Origin of the sequence: Sphingomonas populi, assembly GCF_004208535.1 — a bacterium.
Lineage (GTDB): Bacteria > Pseudomonadota > Alphaproteobacteria > Sphingomonadales > Sphingomonadaceae > Sphingomonas > Sphingomonas populi.
The window spans coordinates 20,939-45,712 of sequence record NZ_SGIS01000033.1; the positions used below are offsets into that span (position 1 = coordinate 20,939).

Below are 24,774 nucleotides of genomic sequence, written 5' to 3' on the forward strand. Positions count from 1 at the left end.
GCGTACGATAGCGGCACGGCGCCGCCGCTAGAAGTGGTGCGATACCGAGAGAGTGATCGCGCGTGGCCGTGCCGGGGTGAATTGCGGCGTAGTCCGCACCGAAAACGGGTTGCCGAACGCGAAGGTGTCGGCGCGCGCGTCGAACAGATTGTCGATGTCGAGCCGCACCGTCACCGCATCCGAGACGGCGGCGACACCGGCGCGGGCGAGGCCGTAGCCGGGCATGTGGCGGTCCAGCCCGGCATCGAAGCTCAGCCGCGACGCGCCGATATAGTTCGCCGCCGCATAGGGCGAGATCCGCCACGCGCCGGCGGTGATGTCGCGCCGGATCTCCAGCCGCGCCGACAGATCGGGCACCACCGGCAGCCGCGCATCCTTGATGAGATGCTTGCCATCCATCGCCCGGTCGAGGCGGGGGCGCTGCCATGTGACGCCGCCCTTGATGTGCCAAACCGACCGCGGGCGCCATTCCACCGCGAGTTCGCCGCCCGGAATCACTGCGTCGCCGACATTGTGCGTCGCGGTCAGCCCGTTCGCCTCGAGATAATCCGACTGGAGATGCGTCCACGCCGAACGGAACAGATCGGCCTCGACCGAGAGCCGGTCACCGACGCGCAGCCGCCCGCCGAGTTCGAGCGTGCGGACCTTGTCGGCGGCATAGCGGCCGGTGACGGTGTTGGTCGAATCGAGCCCGCCCGAGCGGAACGCCGATCCGAAGCGCAGGAACACGAGCTGGTTGCGCGCGAAGCTATAGGCCAGCGATGCGCTGGGGGTGAGCCCCAGGGTCGCCTTGGCGTCGGCCTGAAGCTTGCGCCGCTCGCGCCGGCTGTCCTCGGTGGTGGCGCGGAAGGCGCGCGCGCCCACCGACGCGCGCAACCGATCGAACAGCGGAAAGGAGGTGTCGGCGAACAAAGCGATTTCGGTCGCCTGGCGCGACAGCGCGAAGATCGGGCGCACCGGCCGCCCCGGCTGCGCGAGTTCGCCATCGGCAGCGGTGGTCGCCGAAAGATAGGACGCGCCGACCACCCAGTTGAAAATCTGTCCCGGCGGTGCGGAGAGCCGCACCTCCTGATCGAACACGCTGTAGGCGCGCGTGTCTTGATAGCTGGCCACAGATCCGCGCGGCAGGCCCAACGGCACCGCCGATGCCGAGGCGTCATACGTCTCGCTCTGGTCCTGTCGCGTATAGCCGGTGACGAGCACGAGTTGGGCCGCACCGATCTGCCCGGCGACCTTGCCCTCCACCACGCGCACGCGCCCGTCGCGCGGTTCCAGGAACGCGACGTGACGCGTGAGATCGTCGGCGTTGAGATCGACATAGGCGCTGTCGCGCGCACCCGTCGACTGCTGGGTCGCGACCACGTCGATCATCCAGCCGGACACCGGCACGATCCGTACCGACACGCGGCCGCCATAGGTCTCGCTACGGTTGGTGCCGCGCGCGCCGCCGGCCACGTTCACCCAGCCGGGCATGACCGAGGCATAACCGACCAGCCGGATCGCGGCACGGTCGTCGATCACCGGCAGGTTGAACGTCGCTTCGGACGACGCACCGATCCCGCCGTGCTGGATCGCAGTGAAGGCCGCGCCCGCCGATCCCGCCACCGATCCGAGCACGGGTGGATTGGTGACGATGCGGTACACCCCGCCCAGCGATCCCGTTCCGTAGAGCGGCCCTTGCGGCCCCTTCAACACCTCGACGCGGGCGACGTCGATCAGGCTCAGCCCCGGTTCGGCGGCGTCGTAGGTGATGCGTGCGTCGTTGAGCTGGACGCTGACGGTCGCCTGGCTGAAGCCGTTGAACGGGCTGTCGGCGATGCCGCGCATGAAGGCGCGGTCGTGGCCGGTGCCGGCATGGGTGACGACCATGCCCTCGACGCTCGCCGCGACGCCGTGCGTATCGTTTCGGGACGGGGCGGCATCGGCACCGGGCACCCAGGTGGCGACCGGCGCGGCGACGGTCGACAAGGCCTCGGGCTGTTTGCGCGCGGTGACGATCACGTCGGGCATCGTCTCGGGGATGTCCGTGCGGGGCGCGCCACCGGGTCCGGTCTGGACGAGCCGGAACGTGGTCGGCCCGGCGCGGACCGCGTGGAGGCCGGTATCGCGCAACAGACGGTCGAGCGCGGCGCGCGCGGTCATCTGTCCGGTGACCGCAGCGGCGGAGGTGCGCGGCAACGCGCCGTCCCAGCCGAACGACATGCCGGTCTGCGCCCCCAGCGTTTCCAGCGCGGTGGCGAGATCGCCGCGTGCGACCGTGACCCGGTAGCGTGCCTCGCGCGCGGCTGCGCCGTGCGCGCAGACCATGCCGCTAACCGCCAGTGCGGTCGCCAAGACGGATCGCGTCGCCTTCGGTCGTGCCATTGAGACCCGTCAACTGCTCCAGATTGCGGACCATGACCGCCCGCGACCCCGGCGCGATGATCCCGGAGAATCGCCGCCGCGCCAGGACGCCGTCGATCAGCACCGGAGCGCCCGCATAGCGGGATATGTCGGCCGCCACCAACCCCAAAGGTTCGTTATCGTAGCTGAAGCGTCCACCCCGCCACGCGGCCATCGGCGCGGGCGGGGTGGGGCGCACTTCGGCGAGCTGATCGGCGGCGAACGCGGTGAGCGTCTTGCCGGCCCCGACCGTCACTTCGCCGTCCGCGGTACGGGAGGTTACCCCCACGATACCCTCCGCCACCGCGACGCGCAGCATGCCCGCGTCCGACACCACTTCGAAGCGGGTGCCGATGTCGCGGATTCGGTAAGCTCCGGCCGTCACCGTGAAGGGGTGCGCGGGATCATGCCGGATCTCGAAATAGCCTTTGCCTTCCAGCGCGACGTCGGCGCCGTGCGACACGCGCAGCGTTGCGCCGGGCGCGAGCGTGGCGCGCGACCCGTTGGCGAGCGCGACCGCGCGGGTCTGCCCGGCCGGCGCGCGGTATAGCGCGATGTCCGAGGCGCCTGGCTGCGGGGTATGCCATGTGCTGAAACCGATCGCGCCGACCAGCAGCGCAGCCGCAGCCGCGCTCCAGCCGACCAGGCGGAGGTGCCGGCGCGGGGCGACGGGTTCCTCCTCGGGCAGCAGATCGCGCAGCGCCGGGATGGCGCGATCGATCCGGTCGTCGAGCAGGGCGACAGCGTCATAGGCGTCCCGATGCGCCGGGCTTTCTTCCAGCCATGCGGTGAAGCCGTCCCAGTCCATCGTGTCGTGGTCTTGCGCGGCGTGCCAGCGTGCGGCGGCCTCCGTAATCGCGTCGGTCATGCGGTGCCCCCGTCGAGCGCCCGGCGCAGATGCGTCATGGCGGTTGCGATATGTTTTTCCACGCCGCTGCGGCTGATGCCGAGCCGTGCCGCGATTTCGGCATGCGGCAGTCCGTCGATCTTGTGGAGACGGAACACCATGCCGGCCTTTTCGGGCAGCTTCGCCAGCGCGGCGGCGAGCGCGGCGGCATCTTCGCGCGCGGCGATCTCCGCCTCGATGTCGGCGCGCGGATCGGCCGGTTCGGACGTGGCGCCATCGTCGCCATAGCCCGACCATGCGGTTTCGCGCACCAGCCGGCGCTGTCGTGCGCGGGCACGGTCGAGAACCAGATTCTGCGCAGCCCGGTAGAGGTACGAGCGGCCATTGGCGATCGGCCCGGCGTCGCTGCTCTGGATGCGGAGCCAAAGATCGTGAAGCAAATCCTCCGCTTCGGCGCGGTCACCGACGCGTGCCGTCAGGAAACGCAGCAGCTCGCCACGCGACTCCTGATAGATTTGCATAAGGCCGGACAAATGCGTGGTAACGGGCCGGTATCCCTCGACAGAGAAGGGGGCGATGTGTGGCGTGGTTTGCCGGGCCGGGCAAGGCCATGACACGGCATTGTGCATGCCCGCGCCGTCAAGGGGTATGGCGTGCCCGGCTTGCACAGCGTCAGGCCGCGAGCCGCTGCGGCTGCCAGACCGGCGTGGGCGTCTCGCGCAGGCGCTCGCTGGTCAGCCGGCGGCGGGCGAGGCGTGGCCCGAGGAAGCCGGTGAAGAACCAGTCGCCGACGCTATCGGACAGCAGATGATAGGCGATGCGCTCGACCAGCGTCCAGCGCGTCGAGGGGCGCTTGCGCTCGCGTGGGGAGGGCGCGCACCACAAGGTTTCCGCATAGTCGACGCGGCCATGCTTGAGCATCTGATGGATGATCTCATGATCCTCCAGCACCAGATTCCAGCGCGCCGGATCGAAGCCGCCCGCCCTGCGGAGCGCAGCGGTGTCGAACACCTGACCGGCGCCGCCGGTATGGCACTGGCCGGGCAGCAGCCGCGACGCGAGCAGGATCTTCCGTGCGGCGCGCTCGGCGCGTTCGATCGGCTGATCGGTGCGGACGTAATAGGCGCCCGCCGCGACGCAGCCATCTTGCGCGAGCAAAGCGCCAGCGGCTTCGAGATAGTGCGGCGGATACCAGGTATCGGCATCGCAGGTGGCGACCCAGCGCGTCGTCACGGCCGCAAGCCCCATCGCCAATGCCGAGACCTTGCCCGGCCGCCGCTGCACCAGCAGCCGCCAGTCGAGACCGAACCGGCGCGCGGCGGCGCTTGCGATCTCGGCGCTGCCGTCGGTGCTGCCATTATCTACCAGGATCAGCTCGAACGCCACGCTCTGGCTGGCCAGTCCGGCGATCGTGTCGGCGAGATGCTCCGCTTCGTTGAAGAAGGGCAGCACGACGCTCCATGCACAGACGCGCCCCCGCGCGTCGCCAATCCGAACCATCGACGCCTTTTCGTCGCTTCCGAAACTTTGATACATTCGGTCCCACTCGCTCCCGTCGGGTGGATCAGCCCACCCTTGCCCCGAGCGTGAGACGTCGCCTGCGGAACAAACCACAGGTTGCGGTCGATGAATAATTTGTCATCAAATTGGTATGCGGTCATGGTGATCGGCGGCGTCTAACGAGCAGACGCAAATACCGAGGCGCGATGATGCAACCAAAGATGGCGAACACACACTGATGAGCGTTGCATTGTCCATAGCCGCGTTAATGCTTTCGCCGGGGTCTCCCGATGCCGACGCGCCTGCGCCGGGCGCCATCGCGCCGGTCGCGCTGCAAGCCGCCGTGCCAACGGAGGAGCCGGTCCAAGACCCTGTCGTCAAACCCGCGCCGCATCCGGCAGAGCCCGAAGACATTGTCGTCAATGCGCGCCGCAACGTTCCCGGCGATCCGTTCGTCGCGCTCAACGCCAAGAGCTTCGAACTGACCCAGAAGTTCGATACGGCGGTGGTCGAGCCGGTGTCGATGGGGTTCGATTCGGTGGTGCCGGTGCCGATGCGCGACGGCTTGGGCAATTTCATCAAAAATTTGCGCGAACCCGCCGTGTTCATCAACTTCGTGCTGCAGCACAAGATCGGCAAGGCGACCGAGACGGTCGGGCGTTTTGTCATCAATTCGACGATCGGCGTCGCCGGGCTGTTCGACATCGCCAAGCGCAAGCCGTTCCATCTGCGCCGCCGGCCCAACGGCTTCGCCGATACGTTCGGCTTCTACGGGATCGGGACGGGTCCGTTCTTCTTCCTGCCGATTGCGGGGCCGACGACGCTGCGCGATCTGATCGGCGGGACGCTCGACCGGCTGATCCTGCCGACGCTGATCGGTTCGCCGTTCACCAGCCCCTATTACAACATCGGCACCGGCACCGGCGTCACGCTCGATCGCCGCGTCAAGTTCGACGACCAGCTCAAGGCGTTCCGCGCGACCAGCGATCCGTATAGCGCACGCCGCGATTTCTACCTCAACGGGCGCAAGGCCGAGATCGACCATCTGCGCGGCAAGGACACGCCGACTGTAGGGGGCGTGAGGCCGTATTGAGGCGGACGACCTTCTCCCCTCCCTGGAAGGGAGGGGCGGGGGTGGGTCATTCGCGTGGGAACGCTGCGCCCGCCCCAAGCCGACCCACCCCCGCCCCTCCCTTTCAGGGAGGGGAGCTTGTTCGGCCTAAGCCACGCCGCCCGGCAGGCTCAGCACAACCGCCAGCCCACCCGCCGCACTCACGCCAAGCTCCAGCGACCCCCCATGCAGTTCGGCGAGTTCGCGGCTGATCGCCAGGCCGAAGCCGTGGCCTTCGCCGCGCTCGTCGAGGCGGTGGCCACGGGTGATCTCGGCGATTTGCGCGGGCGTCATGCCGGGGCCGTCGTCGGCGATCTCGATCCGCACCATCCGATCCGCCGATCGTGTCGTGATCCGAACCTGCGTGCGGGTGTGTCGCCACGCGTTGTCGAGGAGGTTGCCGAGCATCTCGTCGAGATCCTGCCCGTCGCATTGCACCTCCAGCGCCGGTGCGAGATCGACCAGCGGCGTAATGTCGCGATCGGCATGGATGCGCGCCATCGCCGCGATCAGATCGTTGAGATGCGGCGCCAGCGCGACCCGCGCCGCCGCCGCCCCCGGTTCGGCGGCACGGGCGCGGCCGAGGTGGTGGCGGATCTGGCGTTCCATCCGTTCGACCTGATCACGCAAACGCCCGTCACCCTCGGCGAGATCGAGCTTGAGCGTCGCGAGCGGCGTCTTCAGCCCATGCGCGAGGTTGGCGACGTGGCCGCGCGCGCGCGACACCGCCGCTTCGTTGGCGTCGATCAGCGCGTTGAGTTCGGCGACCAGCGGCAGCAATTCAGTCGGCTCCTCGACGGTGATGTGGCGCACCCGGCCGGCGCGGACCTCGGCGACCCGGTCACGCAGTTTGGCGAGTGGGCGCAGGCCAATCCGCAACTGCACGACCAAAGCCAGCGCTAAGAAGCCGCCGAGCAGCAGCACCGACAGCAGCAACGGCAGCATCGCCGCGCGGATCGGCCGATCGACGATCGCGCGCGGCCCCGCCGCCAGCACGAGCGCATCGCCGCGCAGCGTCGGCAACCGCATGATCCGGTAATGGATGCGCAGGCCCGAGGCGTCGGTGCCTTCAAGCGGGTGCGGGCGTTCGCGCACGCGCTCGCGGGGCGGGGGCGGGCCGTCGTCGCGCGGCAGCGGCAGGTCCGCGCCTCGAAGCGAGGCCGAGCGCAGCGTTTTGGCCGGGCCGATCACTTCCCATGCCCAGCCCGAGCCGGGCTGGTCGAACGGCGGCAGATCGACCGCCTTGGCCGCGTCGAGCGTACCATCCGGCCCGACCGCACGCGCGACGATCGCGATCTGCGCGTCGAGCCGGTCGTCGAGCCCGCTCATCACGAAGCGTTCGAGGACTTGGCCGATCGCGGCGGCGGCGAGCGCCAGCGCGATCAGGATCGTCACGGCGGCGGTGGCGAGCAGTCGGCCTGACAGCGAGCGCGGGAGCAGCCTCATGCCGGCCCCGCCGTCAGCCGGTAGCCGAGGCCGCGCACCGTCTCGATCAGCGACGCGCCGATCTTGCGGCGCAACCGCCCGATGATGACTTCAAGCGAGTTCGAATCGACATCGGCATCGCCTTCATAGACGCGCTCGAGCAAGTCGAGCCGTTCGACCACCGCGTCCTTGCGCAGCATCAGGCAGGACAGCACGCGCCATTCGAACGCGGTGAGCTTGAGCGGCATGCCGTCGAGCTGGAACTGGCCGGTCTGCGCCTCGAAGCTGAGCGGGCCGCACTGGATCACGCTCGCGGCATGTCCGGCGGCGCGGCGGACCAGCGCGCGCAGCCGCATCACCAGCTCCTCGACGCGGAACGGCTTGACGAGATAATCGTCGGCACCGGCCTTGAAGCCGAGCACCTTGTCCGACCAGGCATCGCGCGCGGTGAGGATCAGCACGGGCAGGGTGCGCCCGCCAGCGCGCCATTCGGCAAGAACCGACAAGCCATCACGGCGGGGCAGGCCGAGATCGAGCACGGCGACGTCATAGGCTTCGGTCGACCCGAGATGGCCGCCGTCCTCGCCATTGTCGGCGACGTCGACCGCGAACGATTCGGCGCGCAGCGCGCGCGCGATCGATTCGGCCAGCGCGGCATCGTCCTCGACCAGCAATACCCGCATCGTCTCGCTCCTTCGCGGCACCCGCTATGCCACGGGCCTAAACCGAAACTGAACGCCGTGGTTCAGACCGCGTCGGCATGGCGGCTGTAGAAGGAGGCATCAACCACGAACGGAGCATCCCATGACCGATACTTTCACGTCACGCCGCAAGCTTGGCCTCAGTGCCGCCGCGATCGCACTGCTCGCCGTGGGCGGCGCTGCCGGTGCGGTCGCCAGCCACGCCATCCAGCCGTCGATCGCGATGGCGCCGACGCACGCGGTCGCGATCAAGAGCCTCTCCGATGACGGCGGCATCGTCACCGTCAAGGGCCGCGTCGCCGAGACCTATGGCAACCAGTTCACCATTGAGGACGGCACCGGCAAGGCGCTGATCGACGGCGGCCCGGCGGTCGAGGACGGTTCGCTTGCGCCCAAGGGCGCGATCGTCAGCGTGCAGGGCCGCTTCGATCGCGGCACGCTGCACCCGATGTTCTTGATCGATCCGTCGGGCAAGGTGGTCGAGATCGGGCATGGACCACGCGGCCCCGGTGGCCCGGGCGGTCCCGGCCCGCATGGCCCCGGCCCGGGCGAAGGCCCCGATCGCGCCCCGCCGCCCCCGCCGCCGGCTGGTGTCGCTCCGGCCGGTACGGCTCCCGCACCCGCAGGCGCGGCGGCCCCCGCGCCTGCCGTGCAGAACGCGAACTGAGCCGATCAGCGCGCGCCATGCCCCCGGTGGCATGGCGCGCGCTGACTATCCGGCTTGGCGGTCGCGCATCGCCCAGCGCGCGACCATCAGTACCGCCACCGTGGCGAGACCGGCGGCCAGCCCGACCCACACGCCGACGCCGCCCCAGCCGAGCCAGAAGCCGAGCACCACCGCCGTCCCAAGCCCGACGATCCAATAGCCGATCAGCGCGAGCAGCATCGGCACGAACGTATCATGCAGCCCGCGCAACATCCCCGCGCCGACCGCCTGCGCGCCGTCGAAGAACTGGAACAGCGCCGCCACGCCGAGGAACGACACCGCCAGCGACACGACATGCGCCTCGGCGGGCGTGTCGGACGCGAGGAACATGGCGACGAGCGGATGGCGGAGCGTCAGCAGGATCGTCGCGGTACACGCCATCACCGCCATCGTCAGGCCCAGCGCTGCCGCGCCGGCGCGACCCACGCCGACTGCATCGCCGCGCCCGAAGGCAAGGCCGACGCGCACCGTCGCCGCTTGCGCGAGGCCGAGCGGGATCATGAAGCACAGAGCGGCGAGCTGGATCGCGACTGCATGCGCGGCGAGTTCGGGCGTGCCGATCAGCCCCATCAGGAACACCGCGCAGTTGAAGATCGTCACCTCCAGCCCCACCGTCACCGCGATCGGCAGGCCCAGCCGCCACAGCGCGCGGTAGCGCGGCCAGTCGGCGCGCCACCACCTGCCGAACAGATGATAGCGGCGGAAGCGCTTGTGCCGCGCCACCACGACGGCGAGGCCGACGAACATCCACAGGTTCGACAGCGCGCTGCCGAGGCCGGCTCCGAACAGCCCGAGCGCTGGCAGGCCGAATCGCCCGAAGATCAGCGCATAGTTGAGCACCGCGTTGAGCAGCACCGCGATAACGCCGATCACGAACGCCCAGATCGGCCGCTCCAGCGCCGAGACGAACGCGCGCAGCACGTAATAGCCCATCAGCGGCAACAGCCCGAGCATCATCGGGTGGACCAGCTTCACCGCATCGTGGGCGAGATCGGGTTGCTGGCCGAACGCGAGCAGGATCGGCTCGGCCTGCCACAGTAGCAGCCACATCGGCACGACCAACGTGACCGATACCCACAACGCCTGCCGCACCGTGCGGCGCACGTCGCGCACCGCGTTGCTGCGCTCGCCGAGCGCGCGCGCGATCATCGGTGCGGCGGCGGTGACGAGGCCGGTTCCGAAGAACACACAGGCGTTGACGAGGTTGACGCCGAGCGATGCCGCCGCCAGCGGATGCGGCCCAGCCCAGCCGAGCAGCACCACATCGGTGGTCGCGATCAGCGCCTGCGCGAGATTGGTCAGCACCAGTGGATAGGCGAGTACCACCATCGCCAGCGCTTCGCGCCGCCACCAATGTTGTTCGTCGCGTGCCATAGGTCGCCGATGGACGCGTCAGGCCGGCGGGGCAAGTCCGGCATGATGGGGCGAGGGCGGATACATAACGTCAAGTATCAGCAACGCGCCTGCAACATCCGCTCGGCTATGCTGGAGCGAATGATTGTAGCGCTACCACTTACCGCTTGCGATCCTCCCGGGTCTGGTGTTCGTTGCCCTGTGTCGCGATGAACGGATTGCGACAGGGGGATCATAGGGGCGGGTATGGCGCAGGACGCAATCGAAAGTCTGTCGAAGACGATCGCGGGAATCCTTTCGCCGCACGGGCCGGCGGTGCAATCCGCGGCCAGCTATACGCCCGGCGATTTCAGCGTGCATTTCTTCCTGCAACTGGCGGTGATCCTGCTGACCTGCCGTGTGGCGGGTTGGCTCGGGCAGAAACTGCTCGGCCAGCCGCAGGTGGTCGGCGAGATGATCGCCGGTGTCATTCTCGGGCCGTCGTTGCTCGGGCTGCTGTTCCCCGATTTCCAGCTCGCGTTGTTTCCCAAGGAAACCCGCAACGTGCTGTATGCCGGCGCGCAACTTGGCGTCGGACTCTATATGTTTCTGGTCGGGCTGACGCTCCGGCTCGATCACGTTCAGAGCAAGCTGCGCAGCGCGAGCATGGTTTCGGCTGCCGGCATCATCGTGCCGTTCCTGCTCGCCGCACTGTTGGCGCCGTGGCTGACCGGGATCGACGGACTGTTCGCGCCCGGTATCAGCCAGGCCAATGCCACCTTGTTCCTCGGCGCGTGCATCGCGCTCACCGCCTTTCCGATGCTGGCGCGGATCATCAACGAACGCGGACTGGCGGGATCGTCGCTCGGCACGCTGTCGCTGACGGCGGGCGCGTTCGACGATGCCGCATCGTGGTGCGTGCTCGCGGTGGTGCTGGCGACCTTCGGCGGTGGGCCGGGCGTGGCGGTGCTCGCGATCGGTGGGGCGATACTGTATGTCGCCTTCATGATTCTCGTCGGGCGGCGGCTGCTGAGCCTGCTCGGCCGGGCCGTCGAGGCACGCGGCGAGATGAGCATGACGGTGCTCGCCATCACGCTCGCGCTGTTCTGCCTGTCGGCGTTCCTGATGGACGCGATCGGCATCCACGCGATCTTCGGCGGCTTCCTGCTCGGCGCGTGCATGCCGCGCGGGGCTTTCGTCGCGGAGCTGAAGCGCAAGGTCGAGCCGCTCGCGGTCGTGCTGCTGCTGCCGATGTTCTTCACCTATTCGGGGCTGAACACGCGCATGGACATGGTCAATTCGGCGCAACTGCTGCTGGTTGCGCTCGTCATCCTCATGGTGTCGGTGCTGGCGAAGTTCGGCGCGTGCTGGGCGGCGGCGCGACTGTCGGGCGAGGACAATCGCACCGCGCTCGGCATCGGCGCGCTGATGAACTCGCGCGGGCTGATGGAACTCATCATCATCAACATCGGGCTGCAAAAGGGCATCATCGGGCCGACCTTGTTCGCGATGCTGGTGCTGATGGCGATCGTCACGACGATGATGGCCGGGCCGCTGTTCGAACTCGTCTATGGCCGCCGCGCGCGCGCCGAAGGCGAACTCGGCACGCTCGACAGCCAAATGGTGGCCAAGGCCGCCTGAACCGGGAGACTTCATGAAAGACGTGGTTGCGAGCGCATTGGCGCTCGCCGCCTGTGTGGCGGGTGCGTCCGCCGCGCAGGCTCAGGAAATCGTGCTCAAGCCGCTGATCGATGCGCGGCTGCGTTATGAACATGTCGACCAGCAGGGCATCGCCGACACCGCCGATGCGGTGACGCTGCGTGTGCGCAGCGGCGTGCAGGCGAGCACTGGGCCGTTCTCGGCGCTGGTCGAGGCGGAAAGCATGCTCGCGATCGGCCCGCACTATAACGACGGCTATAACGGCAAGCCGCTGCCGGTGGTGGGCGATGCGCAGAACATCGAACTCAACCGCGCGCAGCTCCGCTATGCCGATCACGGCGTCGCGCTCACCGCCGGCCGGCAATTGGTCACCCTCGGCGACCAGCGCTTCGTCGGCTCGGCGAGCTGGCGGCAGAACCAGCGCACCTTCGATGCGGTGCGCGGGCAATGGACGGTGGTGCCGGACCTCAGCGTGGATGCGACCTATGCCTGGTCCGAGCGCGATATCACCGGCATCCAGGGCACGCCGGCGCGTCCACAGGCGATCGGCGGCAATTTCTGGTTCGGCAATGTCGCGTATGCGATGCCGCTCGGCACGCTCACCGGATTCGCCTATCTGATCGACGAGCGATCGAACGGCATCGCCGGCGCGCGGCTGTCGAGCCAGACCTATGGCGGGCGCTATGCGGGCAATCACAAGCTGGGCGGGGGCGGGTGGACGCTCGGCTATATCGCCAGCGTCGCGCGGCAGAGCGACTATGCCCGCAACCCCAATCGCTATGCGGCGACCTATTGGCTCGGCGAGGCGACGCTGTCGCGCAAGGCGCTGAGCGGCACGCTCGGCTACGAGGTGCTCGGCGCCGCGCGGGGCGGTGCCGCAGGCACCGCGCTGACCAGCGTGCAGACGCCGCTCGGATCGATCTTCGGCTTTCAGGGCTGGGCCGACAAGTTCGCCACCACCCCGCCCGATGGCGTGCGCGACGGCTATGCGACGCTCGGCGCCACCTGGAAGCACGCCGGGCTGGTCAGCAGCTACGGCATCGGCGCGACCGTCCACCGCTTCGACAGCGATCGCGCAGCGCGCCATTATGGCGACGAACTCGATCTGATCGCGCAGGCCAAGATCGCGCGCTATACCGTGGCCGCACGCTACGCGCATTACCGCGCCGATACGTTCGCGACCGATACTGACAAGCTGTGGCTGTCGGTGGATTGGGTGTTCAACTGACGCGCACGCAAAAGCTCAAGGTCTATCGCACCCCGATCGGCTTTCACGACGCCTATGTCGCCGCGCCAAGCCAGAAGGCGGCGCTGGCGGCATGGGGCAGCGACCATGATCTGTTCGCGCGCGGCATCGCGGAGCTGGTCGAGGACCCAGACCTGACTCGCGAGCCGCTCGCCAAGCCCGGCGAGGTGATCCGTCGGTCGCGCGGCACCACCGCCGAACAGATCGCCGCGCTTCCGCCCGATCGCCCGAAGCGTGCGCGCGAAGCTGCGGCGGAGCCACCCCGGCCCGCACCCAAGGCCAAACCTAAGCCCAAGCCAAGGCCGGATCGCGCGCCGCTCGACGCGGCCCGCGCCGCGCTTGACGACGTGGCCGCCCGCCACCGCCGCGAACGCGACACCCTCGGCGAGCGTGAGGCGGCACTGGCGCGCGAACGGCGCGAAACCGAGAAGCGCCAGGCAGCCGAGGTCGCCGCGTTGCGCGCTGAGGCTGAGCAGGCGCAGACGGCTTACGATGCGGCGATGCAGGCGTGGCGCGGCTAGGCCGTATCGATAGCGGGTTGAATGTGCCGCAGCGGCTGCGATGACGCCCGGGTAACGATCGCGGCCGAGCCCCGGCCCGGCTGGCCGATCGCCCCCAATCTTCCTATCGGTATGTCGGGCAGGCGCGCGTGGATAGATGATCCACGATCTTCCCAGGAGTATCTGATGTCGACCAGAGTGCCCGTGGATACACAAACACCGCCCGCGCAGCCGCTGACCTATGGCGTCACGCTGGCGATGGCGGCGGCGACGGGGATCGGCGTCGCCAACATCTATTACAACCAGCCGATGCTCGGCATCATCGAGCGCGACTTCCCCGGCACTGCCGCAGGGATGATCCCGACCGCGACGCAATTGGGCTATGCCGCCGGGCTGTTTCTGCTGGTGCCGCTCGGCGATCTGGTCGAGCGCAAGCGGCTGATCCTGATCCAGTTCGGCGTGCTCGCGCTGGCACTGGTCGCGGCGGCGGCGGCGCCTACGGTCGGTCTGGTCATCCTCGCCTCGCTGCTGGTCGGCGCGGCGGCGACGGTCGCGCAACAGATCGTGCCCTTCGCCGCGCATCTTTCCGCGCCCGAACGGCGTGGCGCGACCGTCGGCGTGGTCATGTCCGGGCTGCTCTGCGGCATCCTGCTCAGCCGCACCCTGGCGGGCTTCGTCGCGACGCATTGGGGATGGCGGGCGATGTTCTGGGTCGGCGTGCCGATGGCGATCGCCGCCGCCGCCCTGATGGCGCTGCGCCTGCCGCGCAGCCAGCCCGACAGCGGCTTGCGCTACGGCGCGTTGCTGCGCTCGCTGGTCGATCTGTGGCGTGAGTTCGGTGCGCTGCGGCTGGCGGCGGTGACGCAATCCCTGCTGTTCGCCGCGTTCAGTGCGTTCTGGACGATCCTCGCGCTGCACTTGCAGGAGCCGCGCTTCGCGCTCGGCGCCGAGATCGCCGGGCTGTTCGGCGTCGTCGGCGCGGTCGGGATTCTGGCCGCGCCGATCGCCGGCCGCGTCGCCGATCGGCGCGGGCCGCATCAGGTGATCGCGCTCGGCGCGGTGCTGACCTTGGCGTCGTGGGTGGTGTTCGGCCTGTGGACGTCGGTCGCGGGGCTGGTCGCTGGCGTCATCCTGCTCGATTTCGCGGTGCAGAGCGCGCTCGTCTCCAACCAGCACATCGTCTACGCGCTGCGGCCCGAGGCGCGCTCCCGGCTCAACACCATCTTCATGGGCGGGATGTTCCTCGGCGGCGCGGTAGGATCGGCCGGGGCGACGATCGCCTGGAACGCGGGCGGCTGGACGGCGGTGGTGCTGCTCGGCGGCGGTTTCGCGCTGGTCGCGGCAGCGTTGCAAATCGTCAGCCTGCGCCGGCGGGCCTGATCCACGCGGATCAGCAAGCGGTCTTCACCGCGCCCGCCGCCCCGGATCAGTTCATCCCACGCTGCAATACCCGCATCAGCCGCGCCGAAAACGCGCGCGGATCGACCGGGAGTTCGCCGTCGGCGATGCGCGCTTCGTCGAACAGCAGATGCGCCGCATCCGCCCGCACATCGGCGTCACCGGCATCGGCCGCGCTCAGCCGCTCGACGAGCGCGTGGCGCGGGTTGATCTCCAGCACCGGCTTCGCCGCCGCGTCGAGCCGGCCCGCACCCGCGAGCAGCTTTTCGAGCTGGCGGTCCATGCCGTGTTCGGGCGCGACGAGGCAGGCCGCGCTTTCAGTGAGGCGGTCGGACGCGCGCACGTCGGCGACGGCATCGCCCAGCGTCTCCTTCACGAATGCGATGAAGTCGTTGACGGCATCCGAGGCCGCCGCCGCTGGCTGCTCGCCATCCGCGAGCGGGATCAGGCTGAGATCGGCGAGCCCTTGCGTGACCGACTTGAACGGCTTGCCCTCATAATCCACGCCCGACGTGACCCAGAAGCTGTCGACCTGATCGGCGAGCAGCAGCACTTCGATCCCGCGCGCGCGGAAGCCTTCGAGCTGCGGCGAGGTGGCGAGGCGTTCGAGATCGGTGCCGGTCGCGTAATAGATCGCGGTCTGATTGTCCTTGAGATCCGCGACATAATCCTTGAGCGAACGCCATGCGCCGCCCGACGTGGTGGACTTGAAGCGGGCGAGGCCGAGCAGCGTCTCGCGCCGTGCGAAATCCTCGTAGAGACCTTCCTTCAGGACCGGGCCGAAAGTGTCCCAGATCTTGAGGTAGCGCTCGGTGTCGCTGGTGGCGAGCTTGTCGAGTTCGGACAGAATGCGGTTCGACACCGCCTTCTGGATCGCGGCGAGGACCGGGCTTTCCTGGATCATCTCGCGCGAGACGTTGAGCGGCAGATCGTTCGAATCGACCAGACCCCGCACGAAGCGCAGGTAGCGGGGCAGGATCTGCGCCTCGTCGGTGATGAACACGCGGCGCACGTAGAGCTTCACGCGGCCGGCGCGATCGGGATCGAACAGGTCGAACGGCTTTGTCTCGGGCACGAACGCGAGCACGGTATATTCGTGCAAGCCCTCGGCGCGGTAGTGCAGCGTCAGCGCTGGCGCGTCGAACTGCCCGGCGGCGCTGCGGTAGAAGTCCTGATATTCCTCCGCCGTGATTTCGGACTTGGGCTTGGTCCACAACGCCGCACCATCGGCGATCTGCTTCGGCTCGGCGTCCGGCGCGTCCTTGAGGAAGATCGGCACCGGCACATGGCCCGACTGGGTCTTGATTGTGCGCTCGATCGTGTAGCTCTCGGTATAGCTCGCCGCATCTTCCTTCAGGTGCAGCAGCACGCGGGTGCCGCGCGCCGGGGCATCAGCGGTATCGACCGGCTGGATCGTATAGGTGCCGAGGCCGTCCGACGCCCAGGACGCGGCGCTATCGCTGCCGGCGCGGCGCGAGACCACCTCGACGCGGTCGGCGACCATGAACGCGGAATAGAAGCCGACGCCGAACTGGCCGATCAGATGGCTGTCTCCCGAGTCCTTCGCGCCGGCAATCTTGTCCATGAACGCCTTGGTGCCCGAGCGCGCGATCGTGCCGAGCGCGTCGGCGAGCTCGGCCTCGCTCATGCCAATGCCATTGTCCTCGATCGTCAGGCGGCGCGCTTCGGCGTCGAGCGTCACGGTGATGCGTGGCTGGCCGTCGTCACCCAGCAATGCGGCGTCGCTCAGCCCCTCGTAGCGGAGCTTCTCGCACGCATCGGCGGCGTTCGAGATCAGTTCGCGCAGGAAGACGTCTTTGTCCGAGTAGACCGAATGCACCATCAGGTGCAGCAGCTTGGCGACATCGGCTTCGAAGGAACGGGTTTCAGGCGCGGCTTCGGTCGTCGTTGTCATGGTGTTTTCCAATGATCTCCAAGGTGAGCGTGCGCAGCAGATGGCCGATGGAACCGGCGCTTTCAAGGTCATGGCGCGCTATCAGCGCCGGACGTAGAAGACATGGGAGCCAACCCGCGCGATCTTGGCCAGCGAGTCCCGCCAATAGGGAACCATCCAGTCGGCATGATAATGCGTGGCGCGCCCGACCTCCGCGAAGACGCGGCCCGCCAGCGCGCGCTTCGCCGCCCGCCGCGCCGCCGCCCAGCCGAGATGCACTGGCCGTCGATCGAACGATCTGTCGCAGGTGAAGGAAAACTGGCAGCCGGTGGCGCGGGTATAGCCCTGATAGACCACGCCGCAGATCGTGCGCGGAAAGCCCGGCGCGCGGACGCGGTTGAGGATCACCTGAATCACCGCTTGCTGCCCGCGCGCGTCATCGCCGGCTTCGTAGAGCGCTGCGGTCGCGAGGCATTCGGCCGCCTGCTCGCGCTGGGCCGGGCCGCCCCGGAAACGATAGGGCGCCGCAGCGAGGCGGCGGCGCGTATCGATCGGCACCGCCGCGTTCGAGGCGCGCGCTTGCGCCATCGTCATCGGCTTGGGGCGGGTGTCGGGCGGGTGCGTCGCCAGTGGGCTTAACACACCGGCGATCAGGGTGACGGCAGCGACGATGGCGAGCAACACCCAGCCGTCCGACGCGGCGCCACGGACGGCGCTGACGGATTGCGTCTTTCGGGTCGCGGACGTGCGTTGCTTCGCCATCGTGTCGATATCTGGCCGCAACCGCCCGGCGCTTACCGCCCGGCGGCCCGCCGCGTCGGCCCGGTAACCGACATTCCGGCGGCTTCGAACTGCCGGCGAAGCGTGTCGAGCACCGGCTGGGGCACCGGGGGAAGCTCAGGGGTCGGCTTGCCCTTGAGCAAGCGCTGCCGCTCGGTCTCGGAGGGTTCGATCCGGCGCACGCGCACCGCCGCCTGACCGGCCGCGCGAATGCCGAGCCGCTCGGCCGCGCCGCGCGACAGGTCGATTATGCGTGGCCCTGGAATGAACGGGCCACGGTCGTTGATCCGCACGACGATCCGCCGCCCGGTGGCGAGCGCGGTCACCTCGACATAGGTCGGCAGCGGCAGCGTCGTGTGCGCGGCGGTGATCCAGTCGGGCCGGAACCGCTCGCCATTGGCCGTCCGGTTGCCCGATTCGCTACCATACCAACTCGCATAGCCGAGCATGTCGTAGCTTGGGTCGGCGGCCGGAACGAAGGTCGCGCCGCGCACGACATAGGGCTTGCCGATCCTGACCGGAACGTCGCTCGGGGTACGGAAGCCGCCGCCGGCGCAGGCCGACAGCGCGAGCAGCGCGCCGCCGAGCGACGCCGTTCGGATGGACGCGAGACGAAACATCGCCCGCCTTTAGGCGAGCCCCGCGCCGGCGGGAAGCAGCCTTCAATCCTGCAGGACGTCGCTCGCGCCGAATTCGTGAAGCACGTCCTCGACATCCTCGGCCAAGTCCTCGTCGTCGAGCGTGACGGTTACTTTGACGCTGCCGTTCAAGGCGGCTTCGTCCTCATTGCCGTCCTCGAAATCGGTCTCGAGATCCGCGCCGCCCGCTTCGTTGCCGGCGCTGTTCTCGTCCGAAGCGCTCTCGATCACGATGTCGCCGCGTTCGATCTCATGCTCCTGGACGAGATGTTCCACCGCAAGTTCCGCCTCGCGTCGCGTGTCGAAGGTCGCCGTGATCGTCGCCATGTCAGCCGCCTGTTCTCATGAAGATTTCAGCGCCAACGCACGCGCGCCGATTTGGTCCCACGCGACCTCCATCGAAATGGCGACGTCGCGCGCATCGCGTCGCGCTGCTTTCGTCGCGCGACCGCCGGTTGACGGCGCGTTTGGTCGGACTATTGTTAACGCTAACGAAGACCGGGAGATGATGATGAAACGGACAATCGGTGCGGCGGCTCTGGTGGTGCTGGCGGCGTTGACGGCGGGGCCGTCCGGCGCGGCGGATCAACCCCGCGCCGCGCCCGGATCGAACCCGATTATCCGCGACAAGTTCACCGCCGATCCCGCGCCGCTGGTGGTGGGTAACACGCTCTACCTCTACGTCGATCACGACGAGGCGCAGCGTGACGAGATGTTCAACATGCGCGAGTGGCTGGTCTATTCGACCACCGACATGAAGACGTGGACCGAACACCCGCCGGTCATGAAGGTCACCGATTTCAAATGGGCCAAGAAGGACGCCTGGGCGCCGCAGGCGATCGAGAAGAACGGCAAATTCTATTTCTACGCGCCCGTCGAGCACGACAATACGCATCCCGGCAAGGCGATCGGCGTCGCGGTTTCGGACAAACCGACCGGCCCGTTCGTCGATGCGCGCGGCTCCGCGCTCATCACCAACGAGATGACCCCCAAAGGCCCGCACAGTTGGGAGGACATCGACCCCACCGTGCTGACCGATACCGACGGCACCACCTGGATCGCGTGGGGCAACCGCAACTGCTACATCGCCAAGCTCAAGCCGAACATGATCGAACTCGACGGGCCGATCACCGAGATCACGCCGCCGCATTACGAAGAGGGGCCGTGGCTGCACAAACACGGCAAGCTCTATTACCTCACCTATGCCTCGCTCGACCGCACGACCCAGCGCGACGAGCATGTCTCCTACGCGACCGCGCCGGCGATCACCGGCCCGTGGACCTATCGCGGCGAACTGACCGGATCGGGCAAATACAGCTTCACGATTCACCCCGGCATCGCCGAGTTCAAGGGCAAGTCGTATCTGTTCCTGCATAATGCGAACATCGCGATCGGCGATCAGAGCGGCGCGATCGGGCGGCGCGCGGTGACGGTCGAATATCTCCACTACAATCCCGATGGCACGATGAAGCCGGTGGTCCAGACCGAGGCCGGCGTCTCGGTGCCGTCCCGGTAGATACCTCGGCGGGTGCGTGCCTGCCGGGCGTTTCGCGTCGTTGCGGCACGAACAAGGGGAAGGTCATGAAATTGCTAACGATCCTGCTTGCCACCGCCGCCGCGCTCGCACCAACGATGGCGAGCGCGCAGACGCCGCCCGCCGTCGTCTCGCCGGACGGTCGCACCCGGATCGAGATCGATTCCGCTTCGGGGCTGCGCTACCGTGTGGTGCGCGACGGCAACGTGGTGATCGCGACGTCGCCGATCGGCATGGTCACGAGCGAGGGCGCTTTCGGCACCAGCGAGTCCGCCGTCACGTCTTCGGAGGCGAGCGCGGTCAACGACAGCTATGTTCCGGTCGCGGGCAAGGCCAGCCGTGTCGCCGACCGCTACAATCAAATCGTGTTCCACCTCACCCGCGCCAAGGACGGCGTCACTTACGATCTCATCGCGCGCGCCTATGACGACGGCGTCGCCTTTCGCTTCGCGGTCGCGGCGCAGCCCCGCTTCCAGGCGATCGACGTATATTGGGAGACGACCGGCTTCTATTTTCCGGCCGATTATGGCTGCTGGGGCGCGAACAGCGGCCGGTTCGAGAATTCGCACGAAACCGAGTTCGATCCCATCAAGGCATCGGCGATGCGCGGCTTCCACCTCTATGACGCGCCTTTGCTGTGCCGGACCGGCAAGGGCGAGACCAGCTTCGCCATCGTCGAAGCCGACAAGCGCGACTATCCGGGCGCCTATTACGCCGGGCGCGCCGATGCCGGCCTAGGTGTGAGCGTCGCGCTAACCTCGCGGCGCGACAATATCCCGGACAGCCCGGCATTCAAGGTATCGGCGCATGCCGCGCTCGCGGCGGGGCCGCTGCTGACGCCGTGGCGGACGGTGATGATCGGCGACCGCCCGGGCGACCTGATCCAGTCGAGCCTCGTCCAGCTTCTCGCCGCGCCTTCCGCGATTGCCGACACGAGTTGGATCAAGCCCGGCAAATCCGCGTGGGACTGGTGGAACGGCTGGGCGGTCAACGTGCCCAATGCCGGCATCAACACCGCGACCTATCAGGCGTATATCGATTTCGCGAAGTCGATGAACCTCGAATACATCCTGATCGACGAGGGCTGGTACAAGGGCAGTTCCGAAGGCCCGCGTCCGGCCGACGTGACCGTGCCGGTGCCGGCGGTCGATATCCCCGGCCTCGTCAAATATGGTGCCGAGCGCAACGTCGGCGTGTGGGTGTGGCTGCAATGGAAGCAGCTCCAGCGCCAGCTCGATGCCGCGCTGCCGCTGTACGAAGCCTGGGGCATCAAGGGCATCAAGGTCGATTTCATGGACCGCAACGACCAGGAGATGGTCGAATTCTACCATGAACTGCTGTCCAAGGCGGCGGCGCATCACCTGATGGTGGACCTGCACGGCGCGTATCCGCCCGACGGGCTGCTGCGCACTTATCCCAATTTCGTGACTCAGGAGGGCGTGCTCGGCGCCGAATACAACAAGTTCGGCGCGCGGATCACCGCCACGCACAACGTCACGCTGCCGTTCACCCGCATGCTGCTCGGCCCGATGGATTATACGCCCGGCGGCTTCCGCGCGCTCCCGCCTGCCGAGTTTGCGACCAGGCACCGGCTGTTGCGCCCCTATGTCCAGACCACACGCGGGCAGGCGATCGCGATGTATGTCGTCTATGAATCGCCGCTGGTGATGCTGTCGGACAGCCCCGACGCCTATATCGGCGCCGATGGCCGGCTGACCGATGGCGCCGACTTCCTGAAGCAGGTGCCGACAAGCTGGGACGAAACCCGCTTCATCTCGGGCGAGATCGGCCAGTCGATCGTGCTGGCGCGGCGCAAGGGCGACCGCTGGTATATCGGCGCGATGACCAACGAGCAGGGGCGCAAGGTGTCCGTGCCGTTGTCGATGCTGGGCGCCGGCAAGCGCTGGCGCGCGCGCATCTGGCAGGACGGCGCCGACATGAACCACCTCAGGACGTCGACCACGCAGGTCCAGTCGCGCGACCGCATCCAGCTCACGCTGGCGCCATCGGGCGGCGCGACCGTGGTGCTGGAGCCGGCCGGCAGCTAAGCGCGCGCGCCGAACACCAGCCGACGCCGACGCAGAACAACAGGAGCAGGATTGGTGAGTTCAGAACAGGAGCGGCTGGCTGGCGTCGACCGGCGCGGATTTTTGGAAAGCGTGGCCTTGATCGGAGCGCTTGCCGGTCTCGGGGCGGGCGCATGGGATCAGGTCGGCGCCGCTGATGCCCCTGCAAGCGACGCGCGCTTGCCGGATGGCACCCAGTTTCCGCGCTGGGAGCAGCCGCTGACCTTCTCCAGGACCTATTACGTCGACAACACCGCGCCGAATGCCGACGATGCCGGCCCCGGCGACGCGGCCCGGCCGTTCCGCACCATCGGCAAGGCCGCCGAAATCCTCCAGCCCGGCGAGCGTGTCGTCATCGCGGCAGGCACTTACCGCGAATGCGTCCGTCCGCCGCGCGGCGGCACCAGCCCGACCGAGATGATCAGCTACGAAGCCGCACCGGGCGCGACGGTCCATATCACCGGGTCGGAGGTGCTGAAGGATGGCTGGCAGCAGCAGACGGTCGCGCCCGGTTTCGCCTTTCCGGGAAGCCCCGTCGGGCCGGGCGTCACCGTCTGGCGGCACGACCTTACGGGCGCGCTGTTCCCCGATGCCTATAATCCGTTCGCGTTGCCGAGTATCATGGGGTCATGGGGCTGGCTCGACGGCGCGACCGCCGATCTCGGCCCGTATCTGCGCCGGCGCGGCCTCGTGTTCGTGGATGGCAAGCCGCTCGAGCCGATGGAGCAGCTCCGCGAGCTGGCGATGGCCGATCTGCCACCAATGCCGGACTTCACCCGCCCGGCGACGCCGCAGAGCGGAATGCCGGCGCGGCGGCGCGGCGGGCCGATCATGCAGGAGATCGGCGGTACGCCGACCGCGCGTTTCTGGGCCGATCATGCCGGCACGGCGGTGTACGTGCGGCTGGCGTCGGGCACGCCCGCCGATCACGAGATCGAGGTCACCACCCGCCAGCATGCTTTCATCCCGGCACACAGCGGCATCGGCTTCATCCGGGTCAAGGGGATCACCTTCCGTCACGTCGGCAATGCCTATCCGTTTCCGCAATATGGCATGGTGTCGCTCGCCGGTGGTGATCACTGGATCCTGGAGGACAATGTTTTCGAATGGGCGAACGGCATCGGTCTCGCCATCGGCAGCGATGGCGACAGCGCCGGTGCGCCGCATCCGGGCACGGCGATCATCGTCCGCCGCAACACCATCCGCTACTGCGGCGTCGAGGGGATCGGCGGCATGGGCACCACCGATGCGCTGATCGAGGACAATCTGATCGAATGGTGCGGCTGGGCCGATGCCGAACGCGGCTGGGAAGCGGCCGGCGCCAAGTTCCACCGCGCCAAGAACATGCTGTTCCGCCGCAACGTCATCCGCCACATCCGCCACGCCAATGCGGCGTGGTGGGATGTCGATAACGTCAATTGCCGCGTGACGCGCAACGTCGTCGCCGACGTGCTCACGGTCAGCGCCGCAGTCCATTTCGAGATGACGCCGGCGCGCAACATGATCGACACCAACATCATCTGGGATGTGCGCAACGCCGAACCCGGCACGCCCGGCCAGCGCGGCTGCGCAGGCTCGGGCATCTTCGACAATGCGAGCAGCAACCTCGTCATCGCGCAGAATTTGATCGGCCGCTGCGACAATGCCGGCATCTTCACGATCGTCCGCCCCGATCGCCGCCGCCCGATCGCGGATAACAATCAGGTCGCCAACAACATCTTCGTGGCGTGCAAGTCGGCAATCGTTTTCCTCAGCACGAACAATACGTCAGACGGCAACGTGTACGTCGATATGCCGAAAGAGTTTCTCGGCGTGCTGGCGGAGCCGCAGACCGTGGCGTCCGCACCCGATGCGTGGCGTCGCGTTCAATATAGCGATCTGGCGACGTGGCGGGATGCTCACGGCTGGGACCGCACGTCGCTGATGGCGGAGGCGCGGATTGCGTTCGATCCCGCCACGCTCAAGCTCACCGTAGCGGCGGCGCCGCCGTTGCCACGGGTGCGTGCGCTCGACGGGGTCGAAAGCGACATCCGTGGCAAGGCGACCGGCCCGACCCGCGTCGCCGGCCCGCTGGCCGATCTCCGCGCGAAACAGGCGTGGACGATCGATCCGCGAACGAAATCCTAGCGGGGCGGCTCACGTTCCCAAGGAGAAGCCGCCCGCGCTCTCACATCATGCGCGCACGAGATAGGCGTTGCGCAGCTTGGTCAGGTCGGCGGCGGAGAGGCCCATTTCGTCACGGAAATAGCCTTTCGCCCCGTCCTTGTGTGCGTCGACCACCGCCAGCGCCGCCTCGATATAGGCGGCATCGGCGGCCATCAGCGGCTTGGCGGTCTCCGGCGGCAGGCCGGCGAGCGGGTTGGCCGGGTTCGGCGTGCCCTTGGTCAGCGCGCTTGCGTCGAGATAGCGGTTGGTGAGCAGATAATCCGCGATCACGTCCTTGCGCGGCACGCCCAGCGCGGTGAGCAGCAGCGCGGCGGCGATGCCGGTGCGGTCCTTGCCCGCCGAGCAGTTGAACGCGAGCGGGGCGTGGCCGGCGAGCAGTTCCGCGAACATGCGGCGATACTGGCCGTTGAACTGGCCGAGCATCGCCGGATACGCGTTGGTCATCGCCGCGCGGACCTGGTCTGGCGTCCAGCTCTTCGGGCTGCCGGCGGGCAGGAAGTGCATGTCGAGATCATAATCGTCGCTCAGCACGCGCGGCGCGCCCGGTGCCGGCCAGGTGGCCGGCTCGTTCGCCCGCTCGCGCCGGTCACGGAAATCGCACACCACGCGGATGCCGCGTGCTTCGAGCGAACGGTAGTCCGCCTCGGTCAGCCCGTGCATCGATCCCGACCGGAACAGCACGCCCCATTTCACGCTGCGGCCATCGGCGGCGCGGTAGCCGCCGAGATCGCGAAAGTTGCGGCCACCCTGCAACGGCAGCAGGCGCTCGTGCGCTACTGTCCCTGCAGGAGTTGGTCGGGCGATCACCGGCACGCCTGCCGCCAGCGACAGGATAAGGATCGGCGCGGCGATACGCCGCAGGCGGTTGGAAAGACGCATCATCGTGGCT

Annotated in this window: 21 protein-coding genes; 9 read left to right on the forward strand and 12 right to left on the reverse strand. The window is 68.2% G+C overall.

Annotated features, from left to right (window positions below):
• Nucleotides 1–27 precede the first annotated feature (27 nt).
• From EWE75_RS18185 to EWE75_RS18200, 4 genes are all read right to left on the reverse strand, one after another.
• The gene (locus tag EWE75_RS18185) at nt 28–2,334 is read right to left on the reverse strand and encodes a TonB-dependent receptor (RefSeq protein ID WP_165388441.1); all 2,307 of its coding nucleotides are present in this window, start codon (nt 2,332–2,334) and stop codon (nt 28–30) included.
• Nucleotides 2,312–3,250 (reverse strand): FecR family protein, encoded by a 939-nt coding sequence (locus EWE75_RS18190; protein ID WP_130159529.1) that lies wholly within the window; start codon nt 3,248–3,250, stop codon nt 2,312–2,314. The genes EWE75_RS18185 and EWE75_RS18190 overlap by 23 nt, the downstream gene beginning before the upstream one ends.
• A complete protein-coding gene (locus EWE75_RS18195; protein WP_130159530.1) occupies nt 3,247–3,750 on the reverse strand; it encodes an RNA polymerase sigma factor in 504 nt (167 codons plus the stop codon). The genes EWE75_RS18190 and EWE75_RS18195 overlap by 4 nt, the downstream gene beginning before the upstream one ends.
• A gap of 151 nt (nt 3,751–3,901) precedes the next feature.
• The gene (locus EWE75_RS18200) at nt 3,902–4,729 is read right to left on the reverse strand and encodes a glycosyltransferase family 2 protein (RefSeq protein ID WP_130159531.1); all 828 of its coding nucleotides are present in this window, start codon (nt 4,727–4,729) and stop codon (nt 3,902–3,904) included.
• Nucleotides 4,730–4,967: 238 nt separating this feature from the next.
• On the opposite strand from EWE75_RS18200, the gene EWE75_RS18205 reads away from it, so the two are divergent.
• Complete coding sequence (locus tag EWE75_RS18205) at nt 4,968–5,822, forward strand: MlaA family lipoprotein (protein WP_130159532.1); 855 nt, start codon at nt 4,968–4,970, stop codon at nt 5,820–5,822.
• 126 nt (nt 5,823–5,948) lie between these two features.
• Here the strand turns inward: EWE75_RS18205 and EWE75_RS18210 are convergent, their stop codons facing one another.
• Both EWE75_RS18210 and EWE75_RS18215 read right to left on the reverse strand, forming a co-directional pair.
• On the reverse strand, nt 5,949–7,286 hold the full coding sequence (locus EWE75_RS18210; RefSeq protein ID WP_130159533.1) for a sensor histidine kinase: 1,338 nt from the start codon (nt 7,284–7,286) through the stop codon (nt 5,949–5,951).
• A complete protein-coding gene (locus EWE75_RS18215; protein ID WP_130159534.1) occupies nt 7,283–7,948 on the reverse strand; it encodes a response regulator in 666 nt (221 codons plus the stop codon). The genes EWE75_RS18210 and EWE75_RS18215 overlap by 4 nt, the downstream gene beginning before the upstream one ends.
• Nucleotides 7,949–8,069: 121 nt before the next feature.
• On the opposite strand from EWE75_RS18215, the gene EWE75_RS18220 reads away from it, so the two are divergent.
• On the forward strand, nt 8,070–8,633 hold the full coding sequence (locus EWE75_RS18220) for a hypothetical protein (protein ID WP_130159535.1): 564 nt from the start codon (nt 8,070–8,072) through the stop codon (nt 8,631–8,633).
• 45 nt (nt 8,634–8,678) lie between these two features.
• Here EWE75_RS18220 and EWE75_RS18225 read toward each other — a convergent pair whose 3' ends face one another.
• On the reverse strand, nt 8,679–10,046 hold the full coding sequence (locus EWE75_RS18225; RefSeq protein ID WP_130159536.1) for an MATE family efflux transporter: 1,368 nt from the start codon (nt 10,044–10,046) through the stop codon (nt 8,679–8,681).
• Nucleotides 10,047–10,271: 225 nt separating this feature from the next.
• Here EWE75_RS18225 and EWE75_RS18230 point away from each other — a divergent pair, with 225 nt between their 5' ends.
• The 4 genes from EWE75_RS18230 (at nt 10,272) to EWE75_RS18245 (ending at nt 14,789) form a co-directional block, all read left to right on the forward strand.
• Nucleotides 10,272–11,645 (forward strand): cation:proton antiporter, encoded by a 1,374-nt coding sequence (locus EWE75_RS18230; RefSeq protein WP_130159537.1) that lies wholly within the window; start codon nt 10,272–10,274, stop codon nt 11,643–11,645.
• A gap of 13 nt (nt 11,646–11,658) precedes the next feature.
• On the forward strand, nt 11,659–12,891 hold the full coding sequence (locus EWE75_RS18235; protein ID WP_130159538.1) for an alginate export family protein: 1,233 nt from the start codon (nt 11,659–11,661) through the stop codon (nt 12,889–12,891).
• Complete coding sequence (locus EWE75_RS18240; protein WP_231708440.1) at nt 12,876–13,430, forward strand: hypothetical protein; 555 nt, start codon at nt 12,876–12,878, stop codon at nt 13,428–13,430. Before EWE75_RS18235 ends, EWE75_RS18240 begins: the two co-directional genes overlap by 16 nt.
• Before the next feature lie 165 nt (nt 13,431–13,595).
• The gene (locus tag EWE75_RS18245; protein ID WP_130159539.1) at nt 13,596–14,789 is read left to right on the forward strand and encodes an MFS transporter; all 1,194 of its coding nucleotides are present in this window, start codon (nt 13,596–13,598) and stop codon (nt 14,787–14,789) included.
• Between the two features lie 46 nt (nt 14,790–14,835).
• Here EWE75_RS18245 and htpG read toward each other — a convergent pair whose 3' ends face one another.
• From htpG to EWE75_RS18265, 4 genes are all read right to left on the reverse strand, one after another.
• Nucleotides 14,836–16,722 (reverse strand): molecular chaperone HtpG, encoded by a 1,887-nt coding sequence (htpG, locus tag EWE75_RS18250; RefSeq protein ID WP_130159540.1) that lies wholly within the window; start codon nt 16,720–16,722, stop codon nt 14,836–14,838.
• Between the two features lie 81 nt (nt 16,723–16,803).
• Nucleotides 16,804–17,463, reverse strand: coding sequence for a cell wall hydrolase (locus EWE75_RS18255; protein ID WP_130159541.1), 660 nt, complete (start codon nt 17,461–17,463; stop codon nt 16,804–16,806).
• A gap of 32 nt (nt 17,464–17,495) precedes the next feature.
• The gene (locus EWE75_RS18260) at nt 17,496–18,101 is read right to left on the reverse strand and encodes a septal ring lytic transglycosylase RlpA family protein (RefSeq protein ID WP_130159542.1); all 606 of its coding nucleotides are present in this window, start codon (nt 18,099–18,101) and stop codon (nt 17,496–17,498) included.
• Between the two features lie 42 nt (nt 18,102–18,143).
• A complete protein-coding gene (locus EWE75_RS18265; RefSeq protein WP_130159543.1) occupies nt 18,144–18,446 on the reverse strand; it encodes a hypothetical protein in 303 nt (100 codons plus the stop codon).
• A gap of 184 nt (nt 18,447–18,630) precedes the next feature.
• Here EWE75_RS18265 and EWE75_RS18270 point away from each other — a divergent pair, with 184 nt between their 5' ends.
• The 3 genes from EWE75_RS18270 (at nt 18,631) to EWE75_RS18280 (ending at nt 23,846) form a co-directional block, all read left to right on the forward strand.
• On the forward strand, nt 18,631–19,635 hold the full coding sequence (locus tag EWE75_RS18270) for a glycoside hydrolase family 43 protein (protein WP_130159544.1): 1,005 nt from the start codon (nt 18,631–18,633) through the stop codon (nt 19,633–19,635).
• Nucleotides 19,636–19,700: 65 nt separating this feature from the next.
• Nucleotides 19,701–21,701, forward strand: a complete 2,001-nt coding sequence (locus EWE75_RS18275; protein ID WP_130159545.1) for a glycoside hydrolase family 97 protein — start codon at nt 19,701–19,703, stop codon at nt 21,699–21,701.
• A 54-nt stretch (nt 21,702–21,755) separates the two neighbouring features.
• The gene (locus tag EWE75_RS18280) at nt 21,756–23,846 is read left to right on the forward strand and encodes a right-handed parallel beta-helix repeat-containing protein (RefSeq protein WP_206364807.1); all 2,091 of its coding nucleotides are present in this window, start codon (nt 21,756–21,758) and stop codon (nt 23,844–23,846) included.
• Between the two features lie 45 nt (nt 23,847–23,891).
• Here EWE75_RS18280 and EWE75_RS18285 read toward each other — a convergent pair whose 3' ends face one another.
• Nucleotides 23,892–24,767 (reverse strand): tyrosine-protein phosphatase, encoded by an 876-nt coding sequence (locus EWE75_RS18285; protein ID WP_231708441.1) that lies wholly within the window; start codon nt 24,765–24,767, stop codon nt 23,892–23,894.
• Between the last annotated feature and the right edge of the window lie 7 nt (nt 24,768–24,774).

Bases quoted from the DNA above. Each gene is read 5' to 3' on its own strand.
- EWE75_RS18190 (WP_130159529.1), bottom strand. From the start codon at position 3,250: ATGACCGACGCGATTACGGAGGCCGCCGCACGCTGGCACGCCGCGCAA.
- EWE75_RS18195 (WP_130159530.1), bottom strand. From the start codon at position 3,750: ATGCAAATCTATCAGGAGTCGCGTGGCGAGCTGCTGCGTTTCCTGACG.
- EWE75_RS18200 (WP_130159531.1), bottom strand. From the start codon at position 4,729: ATGGTTCGGATTGGCGACGCGCGGGGGCGCGTCTGTGCATGGAGCGTC.
- EWE75_RS18205 (WP_130159532.1), top strand. From the start codon at position 4,968: ATGAGCGTTGCATTGTCCATAGCCGCGTTAATGCTTTCGCCGGGGTCT.
- EWE75_RS18210 (WP_130159533.1), bottom strand. From the start codon at position 7,286: ATGAGGCTGCTCCCGCGCTCGCTGTCAGGCCGACTGCTCGCCACCGCC.
- EWE75_RS18215 (WP_130159534.1), bottom strand. From the start codon at position 7,948: ATGCGGGTATTGCTGGTCGAGGACGATGCCGCGCTGGCCGAATCGATC.
- EWE75_RS18220 (WP_130159535.1), top strand. From the start codon at position 8,070: ATGACCGATACTTTCACGTCACGCCGCAAGCTTGGCCTCAGTGCCGCC.
- EWE75_RS18225 (WP_130159536.1), bottom strand. From the start codon at position 10,046: ATGGCACGCGACGAACAACATTGGTGGCGGCGCGAAGCGCTGGCGATG.
- EWE75_RS18230 (WP_130159537.1), top strand. From the start codon at position 10,272: ATGGCGCAGGACGCAATCGAAAGTCTGTCGAAGACGATCGCGGGAATC.
- EWE75_RS18235 (WP_130159538.1), top strand. From the start codon at position 11,659: ATGAAAGACGTGGTTGCGAGCGCATTGGCGCTCGCCGCCTGTGTGGCG.
- EWE75_RS18245 (WP_130159539.1), top strand. From the start codon at position 13,596: ATGTCGACCAGAGTGCCCGTGGATACACAAACACCGCCCGCGCAGCCG.
- htpG (WP_130159540.1), bottom strand. From the start codon at position 16,722: ATGACAACGACGACCGAAGCCGCGCCTGAAACCCGTTCCTTCGAAGCC.
- EWE75_RS18255 (WP_130159541.1), bottom strand. From the start codon at position 17,463: ATGGCGAAGCAACGCACGTCCGCGACCCGAAAGACGCAATCCGTCAGC.
- EWE75_RS18260 (WP_130159542.1), bottom strand. From the start codon at position 18,101: ATGTTTCGTCTCGCGTCCATCCGAACGGCGTCGCTCGGCGGCGCGCTG.
- EWE75_RS18265 (WP_130159543.1), bottom strand. From the start codon at position 18,446: ATGGCGACGATCACGGCGACCTTCGACACGCGACGCGAGGCGGAACTT.
- EWE75_RS18270 (WP_130159544.1), top strand. From the start codon at position 18,631: ATGAAACGGACAATCGGTGCGGCGGCTCTGGTGGTGCTGGCGGCGTTG.
- EWE75_RS18275 (WP_130159545.1), top strand. From the start codon at position 19,701: ATGAAATTGCTAACGATCCTGCTTGCCACCGCCGCCGCGCTCGCACCA.
- EWE75_RS18285 (WP_231708441.1), bottom strand. From the start codon at position 24,767: ATGATGCGTCTTTCCAACCGCCTGCGGCGTATCGCCGCGCCGATCCTT.